Source organism: Maribacter sp. UH1 (assembly GCF_056839145.1).
The window spans coordinates 3,616,789-3,641,860 of sequence record NZ_CM166387.1; the positions used below are offsets into that span (position 1 = coordinate 3,616,789).

The 25,072-nt window shown below is 35.4% G+C and carries 27 protein-coding genes; 18 read left to right on the top strand and 9 right to left on the bottom strand.

From position 1 onward, the window contains the following. Positions 1-53: 53 nt before the first annotated feature. The 10 genes from UH1x_RS15690 to UH1x_RS15735 all read left to right on the top strand — a co-directional run bounded on the left by UH1x_RS15690 (position 54) and on the right by UH1x_RS15735 (position 7,331). Positions 54-848: a DUF6503 family protein gene (locus UH1x_RS15690; RefSeq protein ID WP_482622854.1), complete on the top strand. Its 795-nt coding sequence runs from the start codon at positions 54-56 to the stop codon at positions 846-848. A gap of 100 nt (positions 849-948) precedes the next feature. After that, positions 949-1,188 (top strand): MoaD/ThiS family protein, encoded by a 240-nt coding sequence (locus tag UH1x_RS15695; protein ID WP_036153379.1) that lies wholly within the window; start codon positions 949-951, stop codon positions 1,186-1,188. Further along, positions 1,188-1,604, top strand: a complete 417-nt coding sequence (locus tag UH1x_RS15700) for a molybdenum cofactor biosynthesis protein MoaE (RefSeq protein ID WP_482622856.1) — start codon at positions 1,188-1,190, stop codon at positions 1,602-1,604. Before UH1x_RS15695 ends, UH1x_RS15700 begins: the two co-directional genes overlap by 1 nt. A gap of 178 nt (positions 1,605-1,782) precedes the next feature. Next, a complete protein-coding gene (gene moaA / locus UH1x_RS15705; protein ID WP_482622857.1) occupies positions 1,783-2,766 on the top strand; it encodes a GTP 3',8-cyclase MoaA in 984 nt (327 codons plus the stop codon). Beyond that, positions 2,766-3,239, top strand: a complete 474-nt coding sequence (gene moaC / locus UH1x_RS15710) for a cyclic pyranopterin monophosphate synthase MoaC (protein ID WP_482622859.1) — start codon at positions 2,766-2,768, stop codon at positions 3,237-3,239. Before moaA ends, moaC begins: the two co-directional genes overlap by 1 nt. Continuing rightward, positions 3,223-3,816 carry an NTP transferase domain-containing protein gene (locus tag UH1x_RS15715; RefSeq protein ID WP_482622861.1) on the top strand — a complete coding sequence of 198 codons (594 nt, stop codon included), beginning with the start codon at positions 3,223-3,225 and terminating at the stop codon, positions 3,814-3,816. The genes moaC and UH1x_RS15715 overlap by 17 nt, the downstream gene beginning before the upstream one ends. Next, on the top strand, positions 3,813-4,886 hold the full coding sequence (moeB, locus tag UH1x_RS15720) for a molybdopterin-synthase adenylyltransferase MoeB (protein ID WP_482622862.1): 1,074 nt from the start codon (positions 3,813-3,815) through the stop codon (positions 4,884-4,886). The genes UH1x_RS15715 and moeB overlap by 4 nt, the downstream gene beginning before the upstream one ends. Next, a complete protein-coding gene (locus UH1x_RS15725; protein ID WP_482622863.1) occupies positions 4,870-5,646 on the top strand; it encodes a sulfite exporter TauE/SafE family protein in 777 nt (258 codons plus the stop codon). The genes moeB and UH1x_RS15725 overlap by 17 nt, the downstream gene beginning before the upstream one ends. Before the next feature lie 65 nt (positions 5,647-5,711). Next, on the top strand, positions 5,712-6,902 hold the full coding sequence (locus UH1x_RS15730; protein ID WP_482622865.1) for a molybdopterin molybdotransferase MoeA: 1,191 nt from the start codon (positions 5,712-5,714) through the stop codon (positions 6,900-6,902). A 21-nt stretch (positions 6,903-6,923) separates the two neighbouring features. Next, the gene (locus UH1x_RS15735) at positions 6,924-7,331 is read left to right on the top strand and encodes a hypothetical protein (protein ID WP_482622867.1); all 408 of its coding nucleotides are present in this window, start codon (positions 6,924-6,926) and stop codon (positions 7,329-7,331) included. 80 nt (positions 7,332-7,411) lie between these two features. On the opposite strand, the gene UH1x_RS15740 is transcribed toward UH1x_RS15735, so the two are convergent. The 3 genes from UH1x_RS15740 to UH1x_RS15750 all read right to left on the bottom strand — a co-directional run bounded on the left by UH1x_RS15740 (position 7,412) and on the right by UH1x_RS15750 (position 12,940). After that, positions 7,412-8,704 (bottom strand): amidohydrolase family protein, encoded by a 1,293-nt coding sequence (locus UH1x_RS15740; protein ID WP_482622869.1) that lies wholly within the window; start codon positions 8,702-8,704, stop codon positions 7,412-7,414. Between the two features lie 39 nt (positions 8,705-8,743). Beyond that, positions 8,744-11,698 (bottom strand): amidohydrolase family protein, encoded by a 2,955-nt coding sequence (locus UH1x_RS15745; protein ID WP_482622870.1) that lies wholly within the window; start codon positions 11,696-11,698, stop codon positions 8,744-8,746. Positions 11,699-11,872: 174 nt separating this feature from the next. Continuing rightward, the gene (locus UH1x_RS15750; RefSeq protein ID WP_482622871.1) at positions 11,873-12,940 is read right to left on the bottom strand and encodes a DUF3810 domain-containing protein; all 1,068 of its coding nucleotides are present in this window, start codon (positions 12,938-12,940) and stop codon (positions 11,873-11,875) included. A gap of 69 nt (positions 12,941-13,009) precedes the next feature. Here UH1x_RS15750 and UH1x_RS15755 point away from each other — a divergent pair, with 69 nt between their 5' ends. After that, the gene (locus UH1x_RS15755; RefSeq protein ID WP_482622872.1) at positions 13,010-14,455 is read left to right on the top strand and encodes an aminoacyl-histidine dipeptidase; all 1,446 of its coding nucleotides are present in this window, start codon (positions 13,010-13,012) and stop codon (positions 14,453-14,455) included. Between the two features lie 61 nt (positions 14,456-14,516). On the opposite strand, the gene UH1x_RS15760 is transcribed toward UH1x_RS15755, so the two are convergent. From UH1x_RS15760 to UH1x_RS15770, 3 genes are read right to left on the bottom strand one after another with little or no spacing between them, the layout of a single operon-like run. Next, positions 14,517-15,656, bottom strand: a complete 1,140-nt coding sequence (locus UH1x_RS15760; protein ID WP_482622874.1) for a peptidylprolyl isomerase — start codon at positions 15,654-15,656, stop codon at positions 14,517-14,519. 10 nt (positions 15,657-15,666) lie between these two features. Continuing rightward, on the bottom strand, positions 15,667-16,218 hold the full coding sequence (gene gldI, locus UH1x_RS15765) for a gliding motility-associated peptidyl-prolyl isomerase GldI (RefSeq protein WP_405415951.1): 552 nt from the start codon (positions 16,216-16,218) through the stop codon (positions 15,667-15,669). Beyond that, entirely contained in the window at positions 16,215-17,231 is a 1,017-nt protein-coding gene (locus UH1x_RS15770; RefSeq protein WP_482622876.1) for a DHH family phosphoesterase, read from the bottom strand. Before UH1x_RS15770 ends, gldI begins: the two co-directional genes overlap by 4 nt. 75 nt (positions 17,232-17,306) lie before the next feature. On the opposite strand from UH1x_RS15770, the gene UH1x_RS15775 reads away from it, so the two are divergent. Both UH1x_RS15775 and UH1x_RS15780 read left to right on the top strand, forming a co-directional pair. Further along, on the top strand, positions 17,307-18,335 hold the full coding sequence (locus UH1x_RS15775; RefSeq protein ID WP_482622878.1) for an alkaline phosphatase D family protein: 1,029 nt from the start codon (positions 17,307-17,309) through the stop codon (positions 18,333-18,335). 45 nt (positions 18,336-18,380) lie between these two features. Beyond that, positions 18,381-18,800, top strand: coding sequence for a nucleoside-diphosphate kinase (locus UH1x_RS15780; RefSeq protein WP_036153417.1), 420 nt, complete (start codon positions 18,381-18,383; stop codon positions 18,798-18,800). An 87-nt stretch (positions 18,801-18,887) separates the two neighbouring features. Here the strand turns inward: UH1x_RS15780 and UH1x_RS15785 are convergent, their stop codons facing one another. Genes UH1x_RS15785 through recF form a run of 3 tightly spaced genes read right to left on the bottom strand, consistent with a single transcriptional unit; the run spans position 18,888 to position 20,682 of the window. Beyond that, on the bottom strand, positions 18,888-19,184 hold the full coding sequence (locus UH1x_RS15785; RefSeq protein WP_036153419.1) for a DciA family protein: 297 nt from the start codon (positions 19,182-19,184) through the stop codon (positions 18,888-18,890). Further along, on the bottom strand, positions 19,184-19,600 hold the full coding sequence (locus UH1x_RS15790; protein WP_482622880.1) for a lipocalin family protein: 417 nt from the start codon (positions 19,598-19,600) through the stop codon (positions 19,184-19,186). Before UH1x_RS15790 ends, UH1x_RS15785 begins: the two co-directional genes overlap by 1 nt. A gap of 2 nt (positions 19,601-19,602) precedes the next feature. After that, the gene (gene recF, locus UH1x_RS15795; RefSeq protein ID WP_036153422.1) at positions 19,603-20,682 is read right to left on the bottom strand and encodes a DNA replication/repair protein RecF; all 1,080 of its coding nucleotides are present in this window, start codon (positions 20,680-20,682) and stop codon (positions 19,603-19,605) included. 123 nt (positions 20,683-20,805) lie between these two features. Between recF and UH1x_RS15800 the strand changes: the two genes are divergently transcribed. From UH1x_RS15800 to UH1x_RS15820, 5 genes are read left to right on the top strand one after another with little or no spacing between them, the layout of a single operon-like run. Next, entirely contained in the window at positions 20,806-21,573 is a 768-nt protein-coding gene (locus tag UH1x_RS15800; protein WP_482622882.1) for a tetratricopeptide repeat protein, read from the top strand. Next, positions 21,573-22,058: a 6,7-dimethyl-8-ribityllumazine synthase gene (gene ribH / locus UH1x_RS15805; RefSeq protein ID WP_482622884.1), complete on the top strand. Its 486-nt coding sequence runs from the start codon at positions 21,573-21,575 to the stop codon at positions 22,056-22,058. The genes UH1x_RS15800 and ribH overlap by 1 nt, the downstream gene beginning before the upstream one ends. A 57-nt stretch (positions 22,059-22,115) precedes the next feature. Beyond that, positions 22,116-22,478 carry a riboflavin synthase subunit beta gene (locus tag UH1x_RS15810; RefSeq protein WP_482622885.1) on the top strand — a complete coding sequence of 121 codons (363 nt, stop codon included), beginning with the start codon at positions 22,116-22,118 and terminating at the stop codon, positions 22,476-22,478. Beyond that, positions 22,478-24,328 carry a DNA mismatch repair endonuclease MutL gene (gene mutL / locus UH1x_RS15815; RefSeq protein ID WP_482622887.1) on the top strand — a complete coding sequence of 617 codons (1,851 nt, stop codon included), beginning with the start codon at positions 22,478-22,480 and terminating at the stop codon, positions 24,326-24,328. The genes UH1x_RS15810 and mutL overlap by 1 nt, the downstream gene beginning before the upstream one ends. Then, positions 24,329-25,072: a rhomboid family intramembrane serine protease gene (locus tag UH1x_RS15820; RefSeq protein WP_036153430.1), complete on the top strand. Its 744-nt coding sequence runs from the start codon at positions 24,329-24,331 to the stop codon at positions 25,070-25,072.

A 25,072-nucleotide genomic window follows, 5' to 3' on the forward strand; every position in this document is an offset into this window, starting at 1 on the left:
TGTAGTTTCTCGACTAACGGATTTCAAAAAACAATAAATAATCAATTGACATTATGAATAAATTTTACCTTTTAGTTTTAGCCTTGGCAATATTTTCATGTAAAGAAGCTCCTAAAAAAGAAACCATTACAGAAGCTGCTGAAGAAGTTGCAACACAAGTGAATTTAGATAAATATCCTGCGGAATTGAATAAAGTATTTGAAGCTCATGGCGGATTAAATGCTTGGAAGGGATACAAAACGTTGAATTTTGAAATGCCTAACGAGAAGTTCAACGAATTACAGACTATTGATCTTCATAAAAGATTCGATAAAATTTCTACTCCAGCATACACAATTGGTTATGATGGTGCTGAAGTTTGGCTTTTAGATAACACAGGTAACTATGAAGGTAAACCTAAGTTCTATCATAATTTAATGTTTTACTTCTACGCAATGCCATTTGTATTGTCTGATGACGGAATAAAATATGAAGAAGTTGATGCTTTGGTATATGAGGGGGTTTCATACCCGGGTTATAAAATTTCTTATAATAGTGGAGTAGGGGCTTCTTCTACAGACGAATACTATATTCATTATGATGCAGAGACTTTTGAAATGAGATGGTTGGGTTATACTATGACGTATTTTAGTGGTGAGCCATCTAAGAAAATTAATTGGATCAATTATAATGATTGGGTAAAGGTTGATGCCTTTTTATTGCCAAAATCAATTACTTGGCATAAAGTTGAAGAAGGTGAAGTTAAAGGACCGGCTAAAACCGTAAACTTTGAAAATGCTACGTTATCTACAGAGGCTAAGCCAAACGGTTTTTATTCTAAACCTGAGAATGCTGTAATTGTGGAGTAAGGAGTTTCTCAAAATCATATAATTTTTTTAAAATAGGTGCCATTTTTATGGCACCTTATTTTTTATACCTAACTTGGAATTTATCTAATTTTAATGGGATATGAATGTACTTTTTTTTGGTATAACAAAAGATATCGTAGGTAGTTCAGAAATTAATTTTTCTGATGAATTTAAGCCTGTAAATGTTGCCGAACTTAAAAAACAACTGATTGATTCTTATCCTGAATTTTCAAAATTAAATTCATTGGCTGTAGCTGTAAATAGTGAATATGCGGATGATAATGTAACATTAATTGGCAACGAAGAAATTGCCATTATACCACCAGTAAGCGGAGGCTAATGAAGAAAGTAATTGAGATAGTCGATGAAATTGATACGGCTAAGGTGTATGCTGAATTAAGCGATGCCAATAGCGGAGGAATCTGTGTTTTTGTAGGTGCTGTACGTGAGTTTACAAATAACGAAGAAGTAGTTGCTTTGGAGTTTGAAACTTATAAAACGATGGCGCTTAAAGAAATGGAGAAAATTGCTGACAGCGCTCTACAGAAATGGTCATTGAATAAAGTGGTCATGAGACATGCGGTTGGTGAAAAGGGTGTTGAAGAACCCGTTGTGGTTGTAGGTGCATCATCTGCACACAGAGATGCGTGTTTTGAAGCCTGTAGATATCTGATCGATACTCTTAAAGAAACCGTTCCTATCTGGAAGAAAGAGAAGTTTAAGAATAAGACCGTGTGGGTTTCGGCTCATCCGTGATTTTTGGAAAAGAGAAGTTAGAGGAAAGAGAATAGAATATAGAAAAGAGATAATAGAGTAAAGAAAATAGCAAATAGAGAAGAGAAGTTAGAGGATAGAGAATTTGAACTTGAACTTGTGTTTGTGTTTCATTTTTGAATTTGTATTTGATTTTTGAGTTTGAACTTGTATTAAAAATATGTTAGTAGACAACCATAATAGAGCAATTAATTACTTGAGATTGGCGGTTACAGATCGTTGCAATCTTCGTTGTAATTATTGCATGCCAGAGGAGGGAATCAATTTTGCTAAAAATGACAAATTGTTTACCATTGATGAGTTGGTGAAATTGAGTGAGATTGTGGTTTCTCAAGGTATAGACAAAATACGTATTACTGGTGGCGAACCTTTTGTACGTAAAGATTTAATGGTATTGCTAAGAAGCTTATCAAAGTTAGAGGGACTTAATGATATATCTGTTACTACGAATGCGACTTTAATTGGTCCGTATATTGATGAGTTGAAAGAACTTGGCATTAAGAATATTAATGTGAGTATGGATGCCATTAATCGTGAGACTTTTGAGCGTATTACACGCCGGGATCATTATGATTTGGTGTATAATAATATGATTCGCTTAATAACCGAAGGATTTAATGTCCGTATTAATTTCATTGCTTTAGATGGTCAAAATACAGATGATATTTTACCTATGCTAGAGCTTACAAAACACTATAATGTCTCAGTTCGGTATTTGGAAGAAATGCCATTTAATGGTGGTTCAAAAGAATTTCAAACTATAAAATGGGATTTTAAGACCATACTTGAACATATTAGAAGTGAGCACCCAGATTATTATAAATTAGAATCACCAAAAACATCTACTTCCATTAATTATAAGATTCCCGGTTATAAAGGCACGTTCGGAGTTATTCCTTCTTTTAGTAGAACTTTTTGTGGTAGTTGTAATCGGTTAAGAATTTCAGCTACCGGTGATGTTATCACTTGTTTGTACGCTAAAGCAAGTGCGAATTTAAGAGATATTATGAGAGCTGATGATGTGGAAGAAAATATCAAAAAAGAAATTTTAAAGGCTGTAGGCAGTCGTGCTAAAACTGGTTTTGAAGCACAAGAAAAATATAAAGACGTATTTAGTAATTCAATGACTTCAATAGGAGGATAATGCAAAAGAAATTATCACATATAGATGAATCTGGGAATGCTACTATGGTAGACGTTTCTCAAAAAATAGCTTCAATACGTACCGCAATTGCTAGTGGTACTATAAAATTTCCAAAGGAAGTTTTTAAATCATTATCAGATCAAGATTTTGTAGGCAAGAAAGGAAGTATTGTACAAACAGCTGTTATTGCTGGAATACAAGGTGTAAAGAAAACATCGGAATTAATACCCTTATGCCATCAAATAAATCTGTCTAAAATTAATGTTGAAATTGAACCAGGCTTAGATTCATTTCAGATTATTTGCACTGTAAAGTGCAATGAAAAAACAGGAGTGGAAATGGAAGCCTTAACCGGTGTTTCTATAGCTGCCTTAACTATTTATGATATGTGCAAGGCACTTTCGCAAGATATTGTCATTGGTGCAATTAAATTAGAACAAAAAACAGGAGGGAAGAATGATTTCCAAAGATAAGATATACGGTTTAGTGCTATCAGGAGGAAAAAGTACTAGAATGGGAGAGGATAAGGGTTTAATTACGTATCATAATCTTCCGCAACGTGAGCATTTATACCATTTGTTGAATGAAGTCTGTGACCAAACTTTTCTGAGTATTCGTAAAGATCAAGAGAAAGAAATTTCAGATTCATTTAAAACTATAGTGGATAATGATGAATTTCGTGGACCATATAATGGATTGCTATCAGCACATAAAGCTTACCCAGAAGTTGCTTGGCTAGTATTAGCGTGCGATTTACCGTTAATGGATAAAAAGGCACTTCAAGAATTAATAGCAGCAAGAAACTTAGATAAAATAGCAAGTGCTTTTGCCGATGCTGATGATCCTTTACCAGAGCCACTTTGTGCTATTTGGGAACCTGAGGCTTTACAAAAGTCCGTTGCATATTTAGAAGCGGGTAATGGTTCTTGTCCTAGAAAATTTCTGATAAATTCAGATGTCAACTTGGTGTTTCCAAAAGAAAAAGAGGTATTGCTCAATGCTAATTCTAGAGCAGAGTATGAAGAAGCGCTACTAAAAATAGCACCATGAACGAGGAACGTTACCTAAGACAAATAACTTTAGACGGATTTGGAACTGAAGGTCAACAAAAATTAAATCAGGCAAAAGTACTTGTAGTAGGTGCTGGCGGATTAGGAATTCCTGTCTTAACCTATTTGAACGCTATGGGTGTTGGTACTTTGGGTATTGTTGATGCCGATGTAGTTTCGTTATCTAATCTTCATCGTCAAGTTTTATTTACTGAGACTATGGTAGGCACTCCCAAAGTTGAAGCGATAAAGAAACAGTTGTCAGCTCAGAATTCTACAACCAATATTGAGATTTACAAGTCTTATTTAACAACCGCCAACGCACTTGATATTATTAAAGATTATGATATAGTTGTAGATGCTACAGATAATTTCCCCACTAGGTATTTGATTAATGATGCTTGTGTAATAGCCAACAAACCATTTGTATATGGGGCACTACACGCTTTTGAAGGGCAGGTAAGTGTTTTTAATTACAAAGGCGGGCCAACATATCGTTGTTTGTTCCCAACCATGCCGTCGGCAGATGCAGTACCTAATTGTAATGAAAATGGTGTGCTAGGTATTTTGCCAGGTATCATAGGTAATCTACAAGCTTTAGAAGTGGTAAAGGTTATTGCTGAAATAGGCGAGGTGTTATCAGGTGTTTTATTACTGTTTGATACACTTAGCCAGCGTATGCAACGAATGAAATTTCAATTACAATCTGGTAACAATAAGATTAAAACGTTAGCTCCTAGCTACGAGTTTGATTGTGAATTTCCGCTAAAATCAGTTGAGGCTAGTGAACTTCAAAAATTACTTTCAAGTAACTCAATTGAACTTATTGATGTGCGAACCGATAAAGAGTTTCAGAGGCAACATTTAAAAGAAGCCAAGCATATACCATTGGGTTCATTAACTGATAGGGTCGCTGAGGTTAATTTAGAGAAAACGGTTTATGTAATTTGCCAGTCCGGTATTCGTAGCAAAAAAGCAATAGTAAAATTGCAAGAATTATTTCCGGGTAAAGACTTTGTTAATGTTACGGGAGGTATGAACCAGATGAAAAATTATGTTGATACCAATTGAGCATCTAATTATACTATGCATTGGTTTTTTTATCATTGCTACACTTTATTCTTCTGTAGGTTTTGGTGGTGGCTCTAGCTATTTGGCTTTGTTAACGCTATTTCTAACTAGTTTTTTTGAGATTAGATCAATTGCACTGGTTTGTAATTTAGTAGTTGTTTCCGGTAGTACGTATCTGTATTTTAAAAATGGTCATGCAAAGTGGAAAGATTTTTTACCCTTTGTTTTGGCAAGTATTCCGTTGGCATATATAGGAGCTACATTTCGTTTAGAAGAGCGTGTGTTTTTTATGATTTTGGGATGTTCTCTTATTCTATCAGCATTGTTCTTGGCAGTTCAGACCTTTAATATAAACCAATCTAAAAAAGAGGTTGAAGATTATCCTGATTATTTAAGTTATGTATTGGGAGCGGGAATTGGATTTTTGTCTGGATTAGTAGGGATTGGTGGAGGAATTTTTCTTGCTCCGATTTTAAATCATTTACGATGGAATAAAGCCATCAAAATAGCCGCTCTAGCAAGTTTATTCATTTTGGTAAATTCTGTATCTGGGTTATTTGGGTTGATAACCAGTAATTCATTGTCATTACCATGGCTAGAAACTATTTGCTTGGTTGTAGCCGTTCTTCTTGGCGGACAGTTAGGTATTCGCATCAGTCTTAAAAAACTTTCGGCAAACGGTATTAAAAGGGTTACTGCTTTGTTGGTGTTTGTAGTGGGTATTAGAGTCTTGTTAATAAATGGACTCGGGTTATTTTAGAAGTTTAAAATAATTAGCTACAATTCTTCAAGGCTATAGTTTGTAATAGTTTTACCTTTAATTCTATGATTACATTTAAAGAAGCATTTCAGAAAGTGTTGGACCATCCTCTTGATTTGGGAACGGAGAATGTTTCACTTTTAAATAGTTTAAATAGAATATTGGCTGAAGATATTTTTGCTGATAGGGATTTTCCACCATTTGATCGGGCAACCAAAGATGGTATTGCAATTCAGTTCTCAGATTTTGTGAATAATGGTCATTCTTTTGTTGTTGAAGTAGTTGCTGCCGCTGGTGAAGTTCAACAAGTTTTAAAAGATAAAAGTAATTGTTTGGAAGTGATGACGGGTGCTGTAGTGCCTGAAAATTGTGATACTGTTGTTATGTATGAACACATCACTATTGTAGATAACAAGGTTACAATTAACGAGAAGGTCAAAAAAGGTCAGAATATACATTATCAAGGTAGTGATGAAAAGGCTGGTACGCTTCTATTATCAAAAGGAAAAAATATTACTCCAGCGGAAATCGGAGTGATGGCTACGGTTGGGAAAGCTATGGTTGAGGTTATGGGTAATCCTAAAATTTGCACTATTGCTACTGGTAATGAATTGGTAGAGGTAAAGGATATTCCAGAACCACATCAAATTAGAAAATCTAATATGCTAACAATTGAAGCAGCATTAATGAATTCTAAAATTGAAGCGAGTTCCCTTCATTTGTTAGATGATAAAGCAATTATTAAAAATGAATTGGAAAAAGCATTAACTGAAAACGATGTGCTTTTGTTAAGTGGCGGAGTATCAAAAGGAAAGTTTGATTTTATCCCGGAAGTAATGGAGTCATTGGGTGTGGAGAAAGTTTTTCATAGAGTATTGCAAAGACCAGGTAAGCCATTTTGGTTTGGAATTCACCCTAAATATAAGACCGTTATTTTTTCTTTTCCAGGAAATCCGGTTTCTACCTTTGCCAATTATCATCTCTATTTTTTACCATGGTTGCAGGTCTCTTGGGGAGTGCCATTAGAAAATTCGTATATTAAGCTAAGTGTGGCAATTAAAATAACACAGCCGTTAACCCGGTTTATTCAGGTGCGTACTGAAATAAAAGAAGGTATATTTTGGGCAACGCCCGTAGTCGAAAATGGATCGGGAGATTTAACAAGTTTAGCAAAAGCTGATGGTTTTGTTTGTCTAGAACCAAGAAGTAAGGATTATGAGGTAGGGGAGGTTGTGCCATTTGTAAGAACCAGATAGTAATCAATTAAATTTTTCTATATGAATCCAGTAGTAAAGAATATTTTGGCGGTCATAGCCGGAGTAGTTGTGGGTAGTATTGTAAATATGGGAATTATTATGATTAGTGGTTCCATAATTCCGCCACCTGAGGGTGGTGACATAACAACAATGGAAGGGTTGAAGGCTACAATGCATTTATTTGAACCCAAGCATTTTATTTTTCCTTTTCTTGCCCATGCTTTGGGAACTTTAGTAGGTGCCATCGTCGCAACTAAAATTGCGGCAACCAGAAAAATGCTCATGGCTTTAATTATTGGCTTGTTTTTTCTAATTGGTGGTACTGCAAATATTGCTATGTTGGGCGGACCAATGTGGTTTACCGCTTTAGATATTATTGTGGCTTATATGCCAATGGCATATCTAGGATATATGCTTGGTAAGAAATAATTACAGCGTTTTTGTAAATAAAAAAGAGGCTGTCTACAATTGTAGACAGCCTCTTTTATTATATCAACTTATAAAAATCACTATTTTCCTTCGTACTTGCCCATATAGCGTTTCCAAAGCTCAGTTTGGTGTGTTTCTAATGAAACTGTTCTACCATCAATAAAAACATGTGTTAATTGATTCCCTGCCATTTCTAAAGCATCACCTTCAGATATGAAAAGTGTAGCACTTTTGCCATTCTCTAATGTTCCGTAAAGATCATCTATACCTAAAATCTTGGCAGTATTACCTGTTAATAATTGAACGGCTACTTCTTTGTCCAAACCTTGCTGTGCTGCTTGACCTGCATAGAAAGGTAAATTTCTAGTTTGAAAGTTCACCGCATCTGAATTTTGAATTCCTACTAATAAACCCGCATCTACCAACAACTTAGGTAATTTGTAAGGTAGATCATAATCATCATCATCAAATACAGGTAGGTTGTGTGTGTACTGAACCAAAACAGGAATGTTATTGCTCTTTAAAAACTCAGGAATTTTATAGGCATGATAACCACCAATTAATACGACTTCTTTGGCACCATTAGACTTTAAAGTGTTGATTGCATCGATAATTTGCTTTTCATCATCGGCATACACATATAATTTTTGGCTAGCATCAAATACTCCTTGCATTGCAGCGTAAGCTGGGTTTACTTCTTTAGGGGTAGATTTACCATATGCAGCGGAAGTCTTCAAAAATGTAGCTACGGCTTCTGTTTGTGCAGCATAATCCTTGTTGGGGTGATACCCTGGGTCTTCGCCAGCCCACCAACGACCTTGCTTAAAAGTTGAAGGCCAGTTTAAATGAATACCATCATTTACTTTAATAGCGGCATCTTCCCAGTTCCAAGCATCAAACTGTACAATACTTGATGTACCTGAGATTCTACCACCAGACGGTGCAATTTGTCCGATCAAAACTCCATTAGGTCGCATACTTTCTACTACTTTAGATTCTGCATTATACGCGATTAAACTTCTTACATGTGGTATGAAATCTCCTATCTCATCTTCATCCTTAGATGCTCTTACGGCATCGATTTCAACAAGACCTAAAGTTTTTGCAGGGGCAATGAAGCCTGGGTAAACATGTTTTCCCGTGGCATCTATTACTTTACCTTTTCTGGCAATTCTCATTTTAGAGTCGCCTACGAAAGTAATTTTACCATCTTCAAACATGATAAGTGAGCTTTCAATAACTTCCCCATTACCTAAATGCGCGGTGGCACCTTCAATAGTAATAGCTTCGGTTTGTTTAGAACCGGGTGTTTGTTGTGCCAAAGCTGGTAGGACCAATGCTAAGGCTATGATTAAGGTTATAAATTTTTTCATTTGTATTGTTTTATATTTTAAGAAATGCAGTTTGTTGATTTAAAGGCTTTCACAAGTGAAGTCTCTTTTTACACTCTGTTTAGGACCTTGAGTTTTTTTACCACTACTTTTCTCTTTAAGCATCATGGTAACCAACTCATTTCTTTCTTTTTTGATTTTCTCACGGTTTTTCTTGTCCGTTTCTAAATCAAAATAAGTAACACCTTCGATCATTGTTTTTTCTGCTTTCGTATAAATAGATAGTGGACTACCAGACCATAATACCAAATCTGCATCTTTACCTTCTTTAATACTTCCTACACGATCATCTAGATGTAAAAGCTTAGCAGGATTGATAGTAACCATTTTCCAAGCTTCTAATTCTGTCATGCCGCCATACTTTATAGTTTTTGCAGCTTCTTGATTTAATCTTCTTATCATTTCGCGGTCATCACTATTAATTGCCGTAACAACACCTTGCTGTTGCATGATAGCAGCATTGTAAGGTATAGCGTCGTTTACTTCAAATTTGTATGCCCACCAGTCGCTAAACGTACCGGCACCAACACCATGTTCCGCCATTTTATCGGCTACTTTGTACCCTTCTAAGATATGAGTGAACGTATTAATTCTGAACCCAAAATGTTCAGCAACTTTCATCATCATATTGATTTCGCTTTGCACATAAGAGTGACAAGAAATAAAACGTTCTCCGTTTATGATTTCAGCCAATACTTCCATTTCCTCATCATAACGATATGGCTCACCATTTTTCTTTTTGGTGTCATACTCCTTTGCCCTTTGAAAATAGTTCATGTATAACTGTTCAACACCCATACGTGTCTGTGGGAAACGAGAGAAGCTGCCCCAGTTACTTTGCTTTACATTTTCGCCAAGTGCGAATTTGATGAACTTAGGTGAGTTGTCATATATTAATCCGTCTGCTTCTTCGCCCCATTTTAATTTCAATATGGCAGATCTACCACCAATTGGGTTTGCAGAACCATGTAGTAATTGTAGAGATGTAACACCACCTGCAAGAGAGCGATAAATACCCATATGTTCTGGGTCTACCACATCTTCCATTTTTACTTCGGCAGAACTGTTTTGACCAGCTTCGTTTACGGCTAAAGCTGCAATATGACTATGTTCGTCAATGATACCAGCAGTTAAATGTTTGCCTGTAGCATCAATAACTGTTGCGCCACCAGCGTTTAAATCTTTTCCTATTTTGACAATTTTTCCGTTTTTAACAAGAACATCGGTATTTTCTAGGATACCAGCATCTTCACTTGTCCATACCGTAGCATTTTTGAACAATGTATTTTGTGCTTTTGGTTTTGATGCGAATCCGTATCCTACATTAGGGAAGGTAACCGGCATTACTTTTATTGTTTTGCCCTTGTCTTTTTTCTCAGCTTCTTTTTCTGTGAAAGATTTGGATTTGGTTGCCGTGAATTGCGACTCTGTACCATCAGGTAATACCAAACGACCAGTTAGATTGTCAGATGCTTTAGTAACTGCACCTATCATTCTATATGTTTTTTCACCTTTATCTGTCGCAAATGACATAGTTACCCAATTGTCATTATATGCTATTTTAGAAGACAATTTTGAAGTGTCTTGCTTTACCTCAATTTTAGGCTTAAGGATTTCTCCTGTTATAGAAACATCATAAGATTTTCCTTGAACGGTTAAGTTGTAATCTCCACGAATGTCTTTTGAATCCATTGAATTAACAACACTTTTTGTGCCTTGAACCCAGTTTTCATATAGTGTAGTAGATTTATCAAAAACATCACCTGAAGTAATTAAGAAGTTGGCAAGAGCACCTGTTTTTAAAGAACCTATTTCATTTGATTTACCTAATATTTGCGCAGGTACGGTAGTTAAAGCTTCTAACGCTTTGGTAGGGGAAAGTCCGTATTCAATGGCTTTCATCAACTTCGCTTTAAATTTAGCCGGTGATTTTAAATCATGGATAGTCAGTGAAAACTGAATTCCGTTTTCTGCCAATACCTTTGGGTTAGAAGGAGCTTGGTTCCAATAACGCATATCTTGTAAAGAAACATACCCTACGGCATACGGATTAGAAACATCGTAGGCGTCTGGAAAGTTAAGTGGTAAAATGAATTTTGCATTGGTAGCTTTTATTTCTTCAATACGCTCAAATTCATTACCGCCACCTAAAATGGTGTATTGTATACCATTGGCATCTCCTATCTTATCGGCACGTAAATCATGGGATTTATCCTTTGCTTCAAAAATTTGAACCAAACTTTTATTCTCATTAAGTGCTTCCAAAGAAAGGTCCGTAGTAGACGCATTGCCTTTAGCATACCAGTTGGCATCACTATACATTTGTCTCAACAGCGCTAATGTTCCCATTAATGAACCAGGGTAAGATTGCCCTTTGGCAATACTCCTGCTTAAAGAAAAATACTGTGCAGAACGGTCATCTAAAATTCTGTTTGCATTAGTTCCGTTTCCATTTAGAGCAATAAGCACACCGGTACCTCTGGCAATACCATCTTGAATGTGAGAGTTAACGACACCAAAACCAGCTTCACGAAGTATTTTGGCTTCCTTGTCATCATAAGTGAATTTTTCAATTGCTTTGTTTTCTGGCATTATATGGTCGTTCCAGTAATAGCCCTCTCTAGAAGGTTCGTATTGAGTAGATCTGCCTCTGCCTGGTTTTTTCTTTGCTTGTTCTACGCCAAATTTAGAGTAGACGTCAATGAAGGAAGGGTAAATAGATTTTCCATCTAAATCGATAACAACAGCATTTTTTGGAATGCTAACGGAACTTGAAGCGCTAACTACTTTACCGTGTTGAATTAATAATGTTCCCTTTTCAATTACTTGTGTTGGGGTTACAAAGATTTTTGCATTCGTAAAAGCCGTGTAGTTGTTATTGTTGACTTTTACCCCAGCGTTTTCTGGGAAATAATCTTGTGCAGTTAATAATGAGCCATACCCGAGTAGGCATAGCGCAAAAAATAGTTTTTTCATTATGTTTGGTTTGAATTAGTGTTTTAAAAATACTCGGATTCTACAGTAAATTCGGTCTGTTTCACTTTTCTTTAACAATTGAATTGACAGTAATTGAGAATAGCCATTATTTTCTTAAAATATTATAGGAAACAGTAATAAATCGCTTTAGGATCGCGAAGTTTTAAGCCTATTTTAAAGTTGGTGGTCTTTGTGATAGGCTACTAAAAAGAGTACTACAGCGCTATAACTTTTAATTCCTTCTTTTTGATTATTAGCTTTTAGGAACGTATCAAAAACAGATTTAAATACTGGTTCCATAGGGTTTTCATAAGAGTTCCAAAAAATAGCCATTTCTTGAAAGTTGCTTTTAACACCAGCGTTTAGCTGAAGCATTAATCTGTCGAAATCTTTTTTGTCCGATCGTCTAATATCATTTAGACAATAGCCTAAGCCATATGCATAAGCTGCATATTTAAAATAGTCATCTTCGTTATTAGAAGTAACCAAATAACCTATGAAGTTTGTTTCGTTTTCTGCGGAATATCCCAACTGGTGACCAACTTCATGACCTGCAACAAAGGGAAATCTAAAGTTGGGCAGTAAATCGTTTACTTGAGCTTCGTTGGTAAACGGATTTAAATATCCGGCGTAGCCCATATATGTTAGGCCGGTACTGAATAATGATTTTTTAATGCTTGGTGTATCGTAAGCTAAAAATGGATGTATCGTTTTTAAATGGTCGTAACCTTGAATTGTTTTGTTGAAAATCTCCTTTTGTGAATACGGAATTTTGACTGCTAAACTTGAGTCGTTTGTGATAGTTACCTGTGTTTCGTTCGTTTTTTGAATTAACCGTTCTGTAAATTCAAGTAAGTCTTGATAATCTTTATTAGGTGTTAATTCCAGTTTTTTAGCTAGCGGTTCCCTATAATAATTCAAACCCCACATCACATGAAATGTGAAATAAGCGATGGACAGTACCATGGCTACATTTTGTAAAAATTTCAGTTTATTTCGCCAAATGTATTTTCTGTTTTTAATTAGGTAAAGGAGTGCAAGTACTATTAACACGAAGTAAATGATATCACCTACTGAAAAGGGTATCCATCCCAATAGTAGTCTAAAGAATTTAGAAATTATAGGATATAATCCGTTACTATAGTATTTTTCAACTAAGTCTGACCGCGTACCTAGCCATTTTACAATAATGATTTGGGGAATCAATGAAATTACAATGGCATTCTTTAAAGATATCTTCATTATCTCCAAAAATAGCGAAATCCTTTTTCTATCAGTATTTTTGCAGGCACTAACCATGAAAATAATAGTATGGATATAAATAAATTAGAGCCAATCTCAGTTTGGAAGAATTTTTCTAGATTGAATGCGGTGCCCAGACCTTCTAAAAAGGAGGAAAGGGTCATTAGCTTTATGTTGGAGTTTGGCAATGCTCTTGGTCTAGAAACTTTCTCTGATGAAATAGGTAATGTTATTATAAGAAAGCCTGCCACAAAAGGTATGGAAGATAAAAAAATGATAACACTGCAGAGTCATTTAGATATGGTACATCAAAAAAATGCAGATACCGTTTTTGACTTTGAGACTCAAGGTATAGAAATGTATGTTGATGGTGATTGGGTGAAAGCAAAGGGCACCACCTTAGGTGCTGATAATGGTATGGGTGTTGTCGCTATAATGGCGCTTTTAGAAAGTACAGAAATACAGCATCCTGCTCTTGAAGCTTTATTTACAATTGATGAGGAAACTGGAATGACTGGAGCTTTTGAACTGAAAGCGGGGGTCTTACAGGGTGAAATTCTTTTGAATTTAGATACGGAGGAAGATGATGAAATTGATATAGGTTGTGCAGGTGGTATTGATGTTACGGCAACTAGAACATACAATGAAAAGGACGGAACTCACGGTGATGCCGGTTTAGAAATTACTGTAAAAGGTTTAAAAGGTGGCCATAGTGGTATGGATATTCATAAAGGTTTGGGTAACGCCAATAAGATTATGAATAGATTACTTTTTTTAGGTCTTGATTATAACGTTCGTATTAGTTCATTGAACGGTGGCAGTCTTAGAAATGCAATACCTAGGGAAAGTGTTTGTAGACTAAATGTTGGTAGAAAGCATGCCGATGAATTCTTTAAGAAGATAAATGAACTTTCTAAAGCTATAAAGGCAGAGTTAAGCGTACAAGAGCCAGATTTACAAATAGAGTTTAAAGATTTAAAACCTGCCAAAAAGGTAATGGGTCTTGGTGCTCAAGAAAAACTGGTTAAAGCTGTCTATGCTGCACATAACGGCGTATATGCTATGAGTGCTGCAATTGATGATTTGGTGGAGACTTCTAACAATATTGCTATTGTAAAAGTTGAAAAAGGAGAAATATCTATTGGGTGCTTAACGCGCTCGTCTGTTGATACCGCAAAGTTAGATTTGGCTAATTCTCTACGTTCCGCTTTTGAGATCAGTGGTTTTAAGGTGGAATTTAGTGGAGCTTACCCAGGTTGGAATCCTAATCCTAATTCAGAAATATTAACTGTAGCGAGAGACACCTATATTAATTTGTTTAAAGAAGAGCCTAGGGTAGTTGCTTGCCATGCAGGTTTGGAATGCGGTATTTTAGGACAGAATTATCCTGATGTAGATATGGTAAGTTTTGGACCAACCATTCTTGGAGCCCATTCGCCAGATGAACGGGTTAGTATATCATCTGTTCAGAAGTTCTGGAGTTTGCTTTTAGAAATTCTGAAGCATACTAATTAAAATTTCAGGTATAAAAAAAGCCCTTTAGTGAAAACTAAAGGGCTTTTTTTATTTCTTATAATTATTGGGCTAAGCCCGTAATTTCTAAATCAAATATTAAATCTGCATCTGGTGGAATTGGACCGCCACCTTGTGGTCCATAACCTAAATGAGAAGGAATGAACAAACGAACTTTATCACCAACTTTCATTGTTAAAAGTCCTTCTCTAAATCCTGCGATTAAACGAGATTCTGGAGAATAGTCCATAGGTATTGGCATATAGCCACCACCTTGTTGTCTTTTAATATCGAACATTCCATATTTCTGGGCGATTTCTTCGTAGTTGCTATCAAATAAAGTGCCGTCCATTAAATAACCAGCATACATTACGTTGACTTTCTGACCTACTTTTGGCTTTTCACCAGAACCACTTTCTAAGGTTAATACCTTAAGACCGGAATCCAATGTTTTTGCCTTTGCTTTTTGAGCTTCAATAGAAGAAGCAAACTCAGTTTTTATTTTTTGAACTGCAGCTAATTTTTCAGCTTTCTCTTTTTCAATAGCAGCAAGTCTATCTTCTTCACCATCAAAATAGTCTGTCATGATTTGCACGGCATCAAATTTACGAGCCTCTTTACCATTCCTAATAATCTCAACAGTATTCATAATCACTGGTTCTACAGGTTTGTTACCTGCACCTACAGCAACATTGGCAATAGAATCTACTACATCCATACCTTCTACAACTTCACCAAATACAGTGTGTTTGTTGTTTAACCAAGGAGTTTCCTTATGTGTGATGAAAAACTGACTACCGTTAGTTGTTGGTCCTGAATTGGCCATAGAAAGAATACCTTTTTTATCATGAACCAAAGAGTCGTTGAATTCATCCATGAATTTATAACCAGGATTGCCTGTTCCTTGACCTAAAGGATCACCACCTTGTATCATGAAATCTTTCATAATCCTGTGAAACGTTAATCCGTCATAGTATTTTTTGCCTTTGTATTCTTCGCTAACGAAAGTATTTGTTCCTTCTGCTAAAGAGACAAAGTTAGCCACGGTAACTGGAGTTTTCTCTTGCTCTAAACGAACAATTATATCGCCTTTAGAAGTTTTGATATCTGCAAATAAACCGTCTCCTAAATCTGCTCTTTTACTGGTTTTGCAGCTAGCTAGAACTAAGCCTATTACTGCAATCAAGTACATTTTTTTAATCATAATGGTCATTTTAATTTACTGTGTTGTCTTCTTGTTTTTCTATTTTTAAAATGGTAATCGTAGATTTTATGGGAATATTACTACCTATTTTATTTTCATCGCCATGGTAGCCAAATGCTATGGATGAAGGAAAGAGAAAGGTAGCTCGCTCATTTTCTTTTAGCATTTTAACGGCATCTCTAAGTCCTAAGAATAACTCTTGCTTATCAACCTTATAGGTAACAACACCAATTTCTTCTTGAGAATATATAGTGTCATTGTCTAAAGTTAATATGTCATAGTTGAATGCAACTAGATCGTCGGTTTTAGGCGTGTAATCACTTTCTTCATTAACGGTTAGGTAATGGTACCATGATCCAGAGCTGCTATGAGAATAGTGCTTCAAAGAATCTAATGCTATAATTTCTTGAATTTTACTTTCTTCGGCTTCCAATAATTTTCTGCTTCTTTCAATAGACGCCTTAAAAAAACTGCCGCTTTTTGTCTGAATAGGTCTTCTTGGTTCTGGTCCGTCGCAACCTAATATCAATATGGATAAAAATAAAAAAGAAACTAATCTCATGATTGTAATTGATCTTTATATAATGGTAGTAACGATGTAAATTTGGTAATTGTCTCTTCTAAAGTATCATCACTTTTTCCACCTGCTGCATTTGTATGTCCGCCACCACTAAAATGTTGTCTTGCGAAATCATTTACAGAAAATTCACCAACAGACCTAAATGAGATTTTATAAATACCTTCTTCTCTGTTTTCTATAAATATGACGGCAAATTTAATACCGTCCAATGTTAAACCGTAGTTTACAAAACCTTCCGTGTCTCCTTTTTGGTAATTAAAGGTGTCCAGTTCGTCTTGGCTCAACGTAATGTATGCTGTTGAAAATTCTTCTAATATCACCATGTTCTTCAAAGCGCAGCCCAGTAAATGCAGTCTGCTTGGAGAATTGGTGTCATATATACGGTGGTGAATTTCTGTACCTTCAGCACCTTTGTCCATAAGGTCGGCAATGACTCTATGGGTATTACTGGTAGTAGCTGCAAATTTAAAAGATCCAGTATCTGTCATGATACCTGTATATATACAATTAGCCATTTCAGGGGTAATACTGTTTTCATTGCCCAGTTGATTAATGAGTACATAGACCATTTCGCAGGTAGAACTCATTTTTACATCTGAATACATGATTTTAGCGTAATCTGATGGCTCTTGATGGTGATCAACCATTACAAAAGTTGCTTGTGCAGATTCTAGAATATCACTCATTTGACCTACACGGCCTAAATGGTTGAAGTCTAATGTAAATATGATATCAGCATTGTTAATGCATGCTTTAGACTGTAAATTTTCTTTTTCGAAATTCAAAATTTTATCTGAACCTGGCATCCATTTTAAAAACTTTGGATAATCATTGGGAGCTACAATGCTGACCGTATGTCCAGTATTAACTAAATAATGCCAAAGTGCCAATGTTGATCCAATGGCGTCTCCGTCGGGGTTTTTATGTGGAATAATTGCTATTTTCTTAGTTGAAGAAAGTAACTTTTTCAGCTCGTTCAGGTGCTCTAAATTCATGGCGGCAAAGATACAATTTAATAATATAGGCTTTAAACCGAAAGCCTTAATTTTACCCAGACTTAACTATCTCATATGAAAATAATATACTTTTTAATGAGCACCCTCATATTGGCATCGTGTTCATCCAACAAAAAAACAGTAGAAGATAATGCTGTGAATGCCGATTTTGTACTTGCGTTTGGTTCCTGTAATAGAGTTGATTTACCAAATCTCTTATGGGATGATGTTTTAAATACAGAACCGGATGTTTGGGTTTGGGGAGGCGATAATGTTTATGCGGATACGGATAATATGGTTGCCTTAAGAGCTATGTACAATGTGCAAAAAGAACAATCCGATTATAAAAAACTACTAGAAAGTACGGATGTATTAGGTACTTGGGACGATCATGATTATGGTCTAAATGATGGCGGAGTAGAATTTGAAGCAAAAGATGCCAGTCAACAAGAGTTTTTAAATTTCATGAATGTGCCAGATGATAGTCCGCTAAGAGAACGTAAAGGGGTTTATAATGCTAAGAAATATGAAGTTGATGGTCATTCAATCAATATCATAATACTTGATACCCGATATTTTAGAACAAAATTGACTCCTGATACCGAAACCAAAAAAAGATTGAAACCCAATGAGTATGGAGAAGGAACTATGTTGGGAGAAGTACAATGGAATTGGTTGGAGAATGAATTGAATACATCAAAATCTGATTTTAATATTATCGTAAGCAGTGTGCAGTATTTATCTAATGAACATGGCTTTGAAGCTTGGGGTAATTTTCCTCATGAAGTAGATAAACTGGCAAAGATGATAGCAGATTCCAATGCGGGCGGTGTAATTGTGTTATCTGGGGACAGACATATTTCTGAATTTTCTAAAACCAATATTGAAGGTATGAGTTATCCGGTAATAGATTTTACCAGTAGCGGACTCACACATGCTTATAGAGGTTTTACCGGTGAGCCTAATAAATATAGAGTAGGAGAAGTCATTTTTACAGAAAGTTTTGGAATCTTAGAATTCGATTTTAAGACTAAAAAGGTTGATTTTAAGATAGTTGGTGATAACGGAATAGTGTTAGAGAAAATAGAACAAGTCTACGAATAGTTGTGAGATATGTGGAAAAACGTATTTTTGCGCAAAAATTAAGATATGAGTACGAATAGAACGTTTACAATGATTAAACCAGATGCCGTTAAAAACGGACATATTGGGGCTATTTTAGAAAAAATTACTGCTGCTGGTTTTAAGATCGTAGCGATGAAATATACACAATTGAGCTTAAGAGATGCACAAGAATTTTATGGTGTACATAGAGAGCGTCCTTTCTTTGGTGAATTAGTTGAATTCATGACTAGCGGTACAATTGTAGCGGCAATCTTGGAAAAAGAAAATGCTGTTGAAGATTTTAGAGCATTGATAGGTGCTACCAACCCTGCAGACGCAGCAGAAGGTACTATTCGTAAAATGTTCGCTACTAGTATTGGTGAGAATGCAGTACACGGTTCTGATAGCGATGAGAATGCAGCTATTGAAGGTTCATTCCATTTTTCTGGTAGAGAAATTTACTAAGTTAAATTGTTTAGATATAAAAAATGCCAGCTCAAAAGAGCTGGCATTTTTTATATCTAGTATTTTCCAACAGCCAACAGCCAACAACTATCTAAGCACGAGTTTTTTTACGACTTCTTTCCCAATTTCTTCATTAAGCATTCGGACTATTTTAGATTTGCCCATGCTTAATTCATCGCGTAATACAGAAGAGCTTAACGCTACGTAAAGCGTACCGAATTTTAATTCTATTTCTGTAGTGTAATTATTAACACCGTTACCCATAAGCTTAGCCCATGCTTCTCTGGCGTCAACCTTATCTATTCCTTTTTCCAATTTATTCTTTTGAATAAATGCGGAAAGTGCATCTTTCATTGAAGTGTTGTCGTTGCCTCTACTTGCCATTATGGGGTTATGTTTATAGGTTCAAATTTGTTGTATGTATAGGTGATACCTTGGTTGTTCTTTACCTTAAAGCTATCTTTTGATAATTCTGTCAATACCTCTTCCCATGTGTTAGCGTTATTATTGTAGCTCATGAATATAGAATCGTTAGAAATTCTAATTGTAAAAGGCTCGGCATCATTAGAAGTTTCAAAAGTACCATTAAATTTAGGGTCTACTTTTTTTCTGAACCCTTTTAACGAATCTAACTTTATATAGTCAATAGTACTGTTAATTGAGTATACTTTTTTTGCTCCGTCCTTAAAAGTAACTTCTTTAATTTCCCAATACCCATTTAATAAATGCAACTGATTCTTATCAATTTTTGAATTGCAAGAAATAAGAATCAAAGAACAAATGATCAGTAATTTTTTCATCCTTACAATTTAAATATTTTATACGATTGATGAATTTTTTTAACAACACTTTCGGTTCTGTCGGCATGTGTGTCACTTATAAAGATCTGCCCAAAATTTTCATTGTTTACCAAAGTGATGATGTGAGAGACCCGGTGCTCATCCAACTTATCAAAAATATCATCTAAAATTAATATAGGGGTAGTGCCACTTTGAGATTTCATAAAATGAAACTGGGCAAATTTTAAAGCTATTAAAAAAGACTTCTGTTGACCTTGGCTGCCAAATTTCTTAATAGGGTAGTTGCTGATTTCAAAACTAAGGTCATCCTTATGTACTCCTACACTAGTATATTGTAAGGCTCTGTCTTTGTCTAAATTTTTGTTTAAAAGCGTTAGCAAGTCATAATCTTTCAATTTGCTGTTATAGGAAAGGGAAACATCTTCTGTATTGCCTGTAATAGATTTATATTGTTCTTGAAAAATAGGAATAAAAGCCTCTAGAAAAGATGTTCTTTTTTTAAAGATTTCAGTACCATACGTCTCCATCTGCTCATTGTAGACCGCCAAAGTATCCTTATTGAAAGTTCTATTGGCCGCAAAGTATTTTAGCAAGGCATTTCTTTGAGAAACTACCTTGTTGTAATTGATGAGGTTTTGTAAATAACTTTTGTCTGATTGAGAGATAACACCGTCAATGAACTTTCTACGCGTATCGCTACCTTCAATGATAAGGTCTCTATCTGCCGGAGAGATAATAACCAAAGGCAAAAGACCAATGTGGTCGGCAAAACGGTCATAGGCCTTGCCGTTTCGTTTTATGATTTTCTTATTGTTCTTTTTTAAGCTGCAGACAATTTTTTCTTCCCTTCCCTCTTTTTCAAAAGTGCCGTCAATTACAAAGAAATCTGATCCGTGACGAATGTTTTGAGAAGAAACGGGGTTAAAGTAACTCTTGCCAAATGATAAATGGTAGATGGAGTCAAGAATGTTTGTTTTTCCAATTCCGTTATCACCTACAAAACAATTTATTTTAGCATCGAACAACAATTCTTTGGACTCAAAATTTTTGTAATTGATCAATGATAATTGTCTCAGTAGCATTAAGAATATCAGATTTTAGATTTGGAAGAATGTAAACTAGCTTAAAATATCCAAAAATAACGAATAAATACACTTTGCGATTTCAATAAAACCATTATTTTTGCGCGATCAATAAATTTAGAGATGGCAACATATAAGAAAAGAGGATATAAACCTGAAACAAAGGTTGAACAGCAAGAATTTGACGAACAGGAAAGCACAACAGCTGAAGTTTTTAGTTCGTTAGATGAGGGCGCTTCTAGATCTGAAGAATGGGTTTCTAAGAATCAGAATATCATTTTGGGTGTCATTGGTGTTATTGCTATTGGTGTTTTAGGCTACTTGGCTTATGACCAATTTGTAGAAAAGCCGAAAGAGGCAAGTGCTGCAAATGAAATGTACTACCCACAACAATATTTTGACCAAGCATTGGTTGCAACAACTGCTAAAGATTCATTATTTACATTGGCATTGGAAGGTGCTGAAGGAAAATATGGTTTTTTAGATATTATAGAAGAATATAGTGGTACAAAAGCTGCCAATCTTGCAAACTACGGTGCGGGTATGTCATACTTGAATATGAACAATTATCAAGAAGCTATTACTTATTTAGAGGATTTTAGCTCTGATGATGATGTTTTAGGTGCCTTGGCAAAAGGTGGTTTAGGAGATGCTTTTATGCAATTAGACCAACCTTCTGATGCTTTAGGGTATTATGAGGCTGCTGTAAAGCATAGTAACAATGATTATACTGCTCCAAAGTTTTTGTATAAAGCTGGCGTAACCGCATTGGAGATGGGAGATAAGGATAAAGCCTTAGGTTTCTTTCAAAAAATTAAGGACGAGTTTCCAAAATCAGAAAATGCCAATTCTATAGATGCATTTATAGGTATGGCTAAAAGTGGTGAATAATGGCTACAGTAAATAAAAATTTATCGGTTTACGATAAGGCAACAATCCCAAACGCGAACGGACTTCGGTTTGGGATTGTTGTTTCAGAATGGAATTCAGAAATAACAGAGGGTTTATATTCAGGTGCTATTCAAGCTTTGTTAGATTGCGGAGCACAAGAATCTGATATTATCCGTTGGGATGTTCCTGGTAGTTTTGAGCTTACTTTTGGTTCAAAGAAAATGATCAAGAGTCTTAAGGTCGATGCAGTTATTGCCATTGGAAGTGTTATACAAGGCGAAACCAAACATTTCGATTTTGTTTGTGATGCTACAGCTCAAGGCATAAAAGACTTAAATGTCATTACTAATGTGCCGGTTATATTTTGTGTACTTACAGATAATAACATGCAACAAGCCATAGATCGTAGTGGTGGTAAGCATGGAAACAAAGGTACTGAAGCCGCTATTGCAGCCATAAAAATGGCAGTTTTAGGTAATAAGTAAACTTTTTCACTAGTTCAATTTCCACTAAGCTTAAGGTTGCTAGCTTAATGTCGTAAGATGTTAACAAATTTTGGCATTGGTAACATGCGCCATTTTTCTATTTTAAGTAACTTTGAAGTTATGGGGATGTTGAGCAAAATAACGCGGTTAAGAAAAAATAGGTCATTTGAATACAATCCTAGGTATTATGATGGCAAAGGAAAAGGGAATCCGTATAAAATGGAACCTAAATTTGACCAGTTTCGTAGCACATTAAATACATCTCGAGGATTAAAAAGAAAAATCAATAGTGCAATTGAAGATTCTAAAAGAAAGGGAGATCGCAACTTAAAGATTAGAATGGCTATTATAATTGCAGTACTGGTTTTTATTTTTCTTTATATCATTGATTTTGACCTCACAATTTTCTTTACTTCATAATGGCAGATATTATTAGATTATTACCTGACCATGTAGCAAACCAAATTGCTGCTGGTGAAGTGGTGCAACGTCCATCTTCTGTGGTAAAAGAGTTAATGGAGAATGCCATTGATGCAGGTGCTACCGATATTCAACTTATTATTAAAGATGGTGGTAAAACACTTATTCAAGTGGTTGATAATGGTAAAGGTATGAGCGGTACAGATGCACGCTTAAGTTTTGAGCGCCATGCCACTTCTAAAATTCAAAAGGCAGAAGATCTATTTAATTTGAATACCAAAGGTTTTAGGGGAGAGGCTTTGGCTTCTATTGCGGCTATTGCACATGTAGAAATGCTTACAAAGACCGAAGATGACGAAATTGGTACGAAAATTAAGATTGAAGGGAGTAAAATAGTTACGCAAGAAGTGGTTGTTGCCCCTAAAGGGACCTCAATGCTGGTAAAGAATCTTTTCTTCAATATCCCTGCAAGACGTAATTTTTTAAAATCTGACCAGGTAGAATATCGACATATAGCAGACGAGTTTCATAGAATTGCATTGGCGCATCCTCAGGTTGCTTTTAATTTTTATAATAACGGTAGCGATGTTTTTCAGTTACCAGGCAATGATTTTAGAAAACGTATTGTACATATTTTTGGAAGAAAAACAGATGAAAAACTTGTACCTGTAGAGGAAGAAACTCAGGTAGTAAAAATATCAGGGTACATTCAAAAGCCAGAATTTGCTAAAAAGAGTAGGGGAGAACAGTTTTTCTTTGCTAATAATAGATTTATAAAGAGTCCGTATTTACATCATGCTATATTAGGTGCTTTTGAGGGAGTAATCCGTCCGGGTACGCACCCTGGTTATTTTTTGAACCTAGAGGTTGATCCAGGTACTATTGATATTAATATACATCCTACCAAAACAGAAGTAAAATTTGATGATGAGCATACTTTGTATGCCATGCTTAAATCAACTGTAAAGCATAGTTTAGGTCAATTTAATGTGGTGCCTGCGCTTGATTTTGAACAAGACCAAAATTTAGATACCCCTTATTCCTACAAAAACAAACAGGTAGGTATACCGCAAGTCGTGGTGGACTCTTCATTTAATCCTTTTGAGACTGTAAAACCTTCAAAAAGTAACTCTGGTGGGGGTAGTTATTCAAAACCAAAAGTAGATGGTTGGGAGAAGTTGTATGAAGGTTTAGAAACAACGGTAGATGGCGGTGTTAGCCATTTAGAGTTTGAGTCAGAGGTTGTGAACAGTAGTATTTTCGATGGTGAAAAAGAGGTTGTTGATCATTCTACTACCACTTTTCAAATGCGTAAAAAGTATATTATAACGACGATAAAGTCTGGCATGGTGGTTATTAATCAAAGTAGAGCACACCAACGTGTATTGTATGAGAATTTTTTAAAAAATATTACCATAAAAGAAGCTATAAGTCAGCAGTTACTTTTTCCATTGACCTTATCTTTTTCTACGAGTGAAATTAATATTTTAAAAGAAATCAAAGATAATCTTTGTACCGTAGGTTTTGTATTCGGGGAGATTACTGAAGACGGAGTAGAGATTTCTGGAGTTCCCGTACTAGTTGTAGAAAGTGAAGTGCAAATGATAATGGAACAACTAATTTCTGATTTTCAACAAGAAGTACCTGGTGATAGTTTTTCTCAAAGTGATATGTTGGCAAAAACATTAGCAAAAACACTTTCGGTGAAAACAGGCGAAACCTTGGATGAGTTTTCTCAAGTTAAATTGGTGAACGATTTATTTGCATGTAAGGAAACAACTTTGAGTCCGTTTAACAAAAAAGTATACATTACAGTTACAGAGAATGATATTGAACGAAAATTTATATAAATGGGAAGAATAACAGAAACAATAAAACACTTACTGATTATTAATGTTCTGTTTTTTGTTGCTACACAATTGTATGGCGAACAGATGTACGAGTGGTTTTCATTGTACTTTCCAAAGAATGATCATTTTCAGTTATGGCAGATTATCACACATATGTTTATGCATGGTGGTTTTATGCATATTCTTTTTAATATGTATGCTTTGTGGGCATTTGGTACGCCTTTAGAGCGTATGTGGGGTAGAAATAAGTTTTTGTTTTTTTATATTTCTGCTGGTTTAGGTGCTGCTTTGATTCATATAGGTGTGAATTATTACTATTACAATGCCGGTATGAGTGCTTTGATGGATGCAGGTATATCTGAGAGTAGTATTCTAGAGATTATCAATAGCGGGCAGTATAGTACAGATTGGTATGGTATAGCAGGTAAAGCTACTATAGATAACTTCCTAGGAGCATTTAATACTCCGGTAGTTGGTGCTTCAGGTGCTATTTACGGTATATTGGTTGCCTTTGGGATGTCTTACCCGAATAGCGAATTGTTTCTTATTTTCCTTCCGGTTCCTATCAAGGCAAAATTCTTTATACCTGTTTTAATAGGTTTAGATTTGTTTTCAGGTGTAACTGGGTATAGTTTGTTTGGACAGGGTATTGCGCACTTTGCGCACGTAGGAGGTGCTTTATTTGGATTCTTAATGATGTGGTACTGGAAAAAAAATCAGTTTAATAATAATAGGTGGAACTAA

Excerpts from the sequence above, each read along its gene's own strand:
- UH1x_RS15730 (WP_482622865.1), top strand. The coding sequence starts at position 5,712 with ATGATTACATTTAAAGAAGCATTTCAGAAAGTGTTGGACCATCCTCTT.
- UH1x_RS15745 (WP_482622870.1), bottom strand. The coding sequence starts at position 11,698 with ATGAAAAAACTATTTTTTGCGCTATGCCTACTCGGGTATGGCTCATTA.
- ribH (WP_482622884.1), top strand. The coding sequence starts at position 21,573 with ATGGCTACAGTAAATAAAAATTTATCGGTTTACGATAAGGCAACAATC.
- UH1x_RS15715 (WP_482622861.1), top strand. The coding sequence starts at position 3,223 with ATGATTTCCAAAGATAAGATATACGGTTTAGTGCTATCAGGAGGAAAA.
- UH1x_RS15775 (WP_482622878.1), top strand. The coding sequence starts at position 17,307 with ATGAAAATAATATACTTTTTAATGAGCACCCTCATATTGGCATCGTGT.
- moaA (WP_482622857.1), top strand. The coding sequence starts at position 1,783 with ATGTTAGTAGACAACCATAATAGAGCAATTAATTACTTGAGATTGGCG.
- UH1x_RS15790 (WP_482622880.1), bottom strand. The coding sequence starts at position 19,600 with ATGAAAAAATTACTGATCATTTGTTCTTTGATTCTTATTTCTTGCAAT.
- UH1x_RS15735 (WP_482622867.1), top strand. The coding sequence starts at position 6,924 with ATGAATCCAGTAGTAAAGAATATTTTGGCGGTCATAGCCGGAGTAGTT.
- UH1x_RS15725 (WP_482622863.1), top strand. The coding sequence starts at position 4,870 with ATGTTGATACCAATTGAGCATCTAATTATACTATGCATTGGTTTTTTT.
- moaC (WP_482622859.1), top strand. The coding sequence starts at position 2,766 with ATGCAAAAGAAATTATCACATATAGATGAATCTGGGAATGCTACTATG.
- UH1x_RS15785 (WP_036153419.1), bottom strand. The coding sequence starts at position 19,184 with ATGGCAAGTAGAGGCAACGACAACACTTCAATGAAAGATGCACTTTCC.
- UH1x_RS15780 (WP_036153417.1), top strand. The coding sequence starts at position 18,381 with ATGAGTACGAATAGAACGTTTACAATGATTAAACCAGATGCCGTTAAA.
- UH1x_RS15760 (WP_482622874.1), bottom strand. The coding sequence starts at position 15,656 with ATGATTAAAAAAATGTACTTGATTGCAGTAATAGGCTTAGTTCTAGCT.
- UH1x_RS15770 (WP_482622876.1), bottom strand. The coding sequence starts at position 17,231 with ATGAATTTAGAGCACCTGAACGAGCTGAAAAAGTTACTTTCTTCAACT.
- UH1x_RS15820 (WP_036153430.1), top strand. The coding sequence starts at position 24,329 with ATGGGAAGAATAACAGAAACAATAAAACACTTACTGATTATTAATGTT.
- recF (WP_036153422.1), bottom strand. The coding sequence starts at position 20,682 with ATGCTACTGAGACAATTATCATTGATCAATTACAAAAATTTTGAGTCC.
- mutL (WP_482622887.1), top strand. The coding sequence starts at position 22,478 with ATGGCAGATATTATTAGATTATTACCTGACCATGTAGCAAACCAAATT.
- UH1x_RS15740 (WP_482622869.1), bottom strand. The coding sequence starts at position 8,704 with ATGAAAAAATTTATAACCTTAATCATAGCCTTAGCATTGGTCCTACCA.
- UH1x_RS15700 (WP_482622856.1), top strand. The coding sequence starts at position 1,188 with ATGAAGAAAGTAATTGAGATAGTCGATGAAATTGATACGGCTAAGGTG.
- UH1x_RS15810 (WP_482622885.1), top strand. The coding sequence starts at position 22,116 with ATGTTAACAAATTTTGGCATTGGTAACATGCGCCATTTTTCTATTTTA.
- UH1x_RS15695 (WP_036153379.1), top strand. The coding sequence starts at position 949 with ATGAATGTACTTTTTTTTGGTATAACAAAAGATATCGTAGGTAGTTCA.
- gldI (WP_405415951.1), bottom strand. The coding sequence starts at position 16,218 with ATGAGATTAGTTTCTTTTTTATTTTTATCCATATTGATATTAGGTTGC.
- UH1x_RS15755 (WP_482622872.1), top strand. The coding sequence starts at position 13,010 with ATGGATATAAATAAATTAGAGCCAATCTCAGTTTGGAAGAATTTTTCT.
- UH1x_RS15750 (WP_482622871.1), bottom strand. The coding sequence starts at position 12,940 with ATGAAGATATCTTTAAAGAATGCCATTGTAATTTCATTGATTCCCCAA.
- UH1x_RS15800 (WP_482622882.1), top strand. The coding sequence starts at position 20,806 with ATGGCAACATATAAGAAAAGAGGATATAAACCTGAAACAAAGGTTGAA.
- UH1x_RS15690 (WP_482622854.1), top strand. The coding sequence starts at position 54 with ATGAATAAATTTTACCTTTTAGTTTTAGCCTTGGCAATATTTTCATGT.
- moeB (WP_482622862.1), top strand. The coding sequence starts at position 3,813 with ATGAACGAGGAACGTTACCTAAGACAAATAACTTTAGACGGATTTGGA.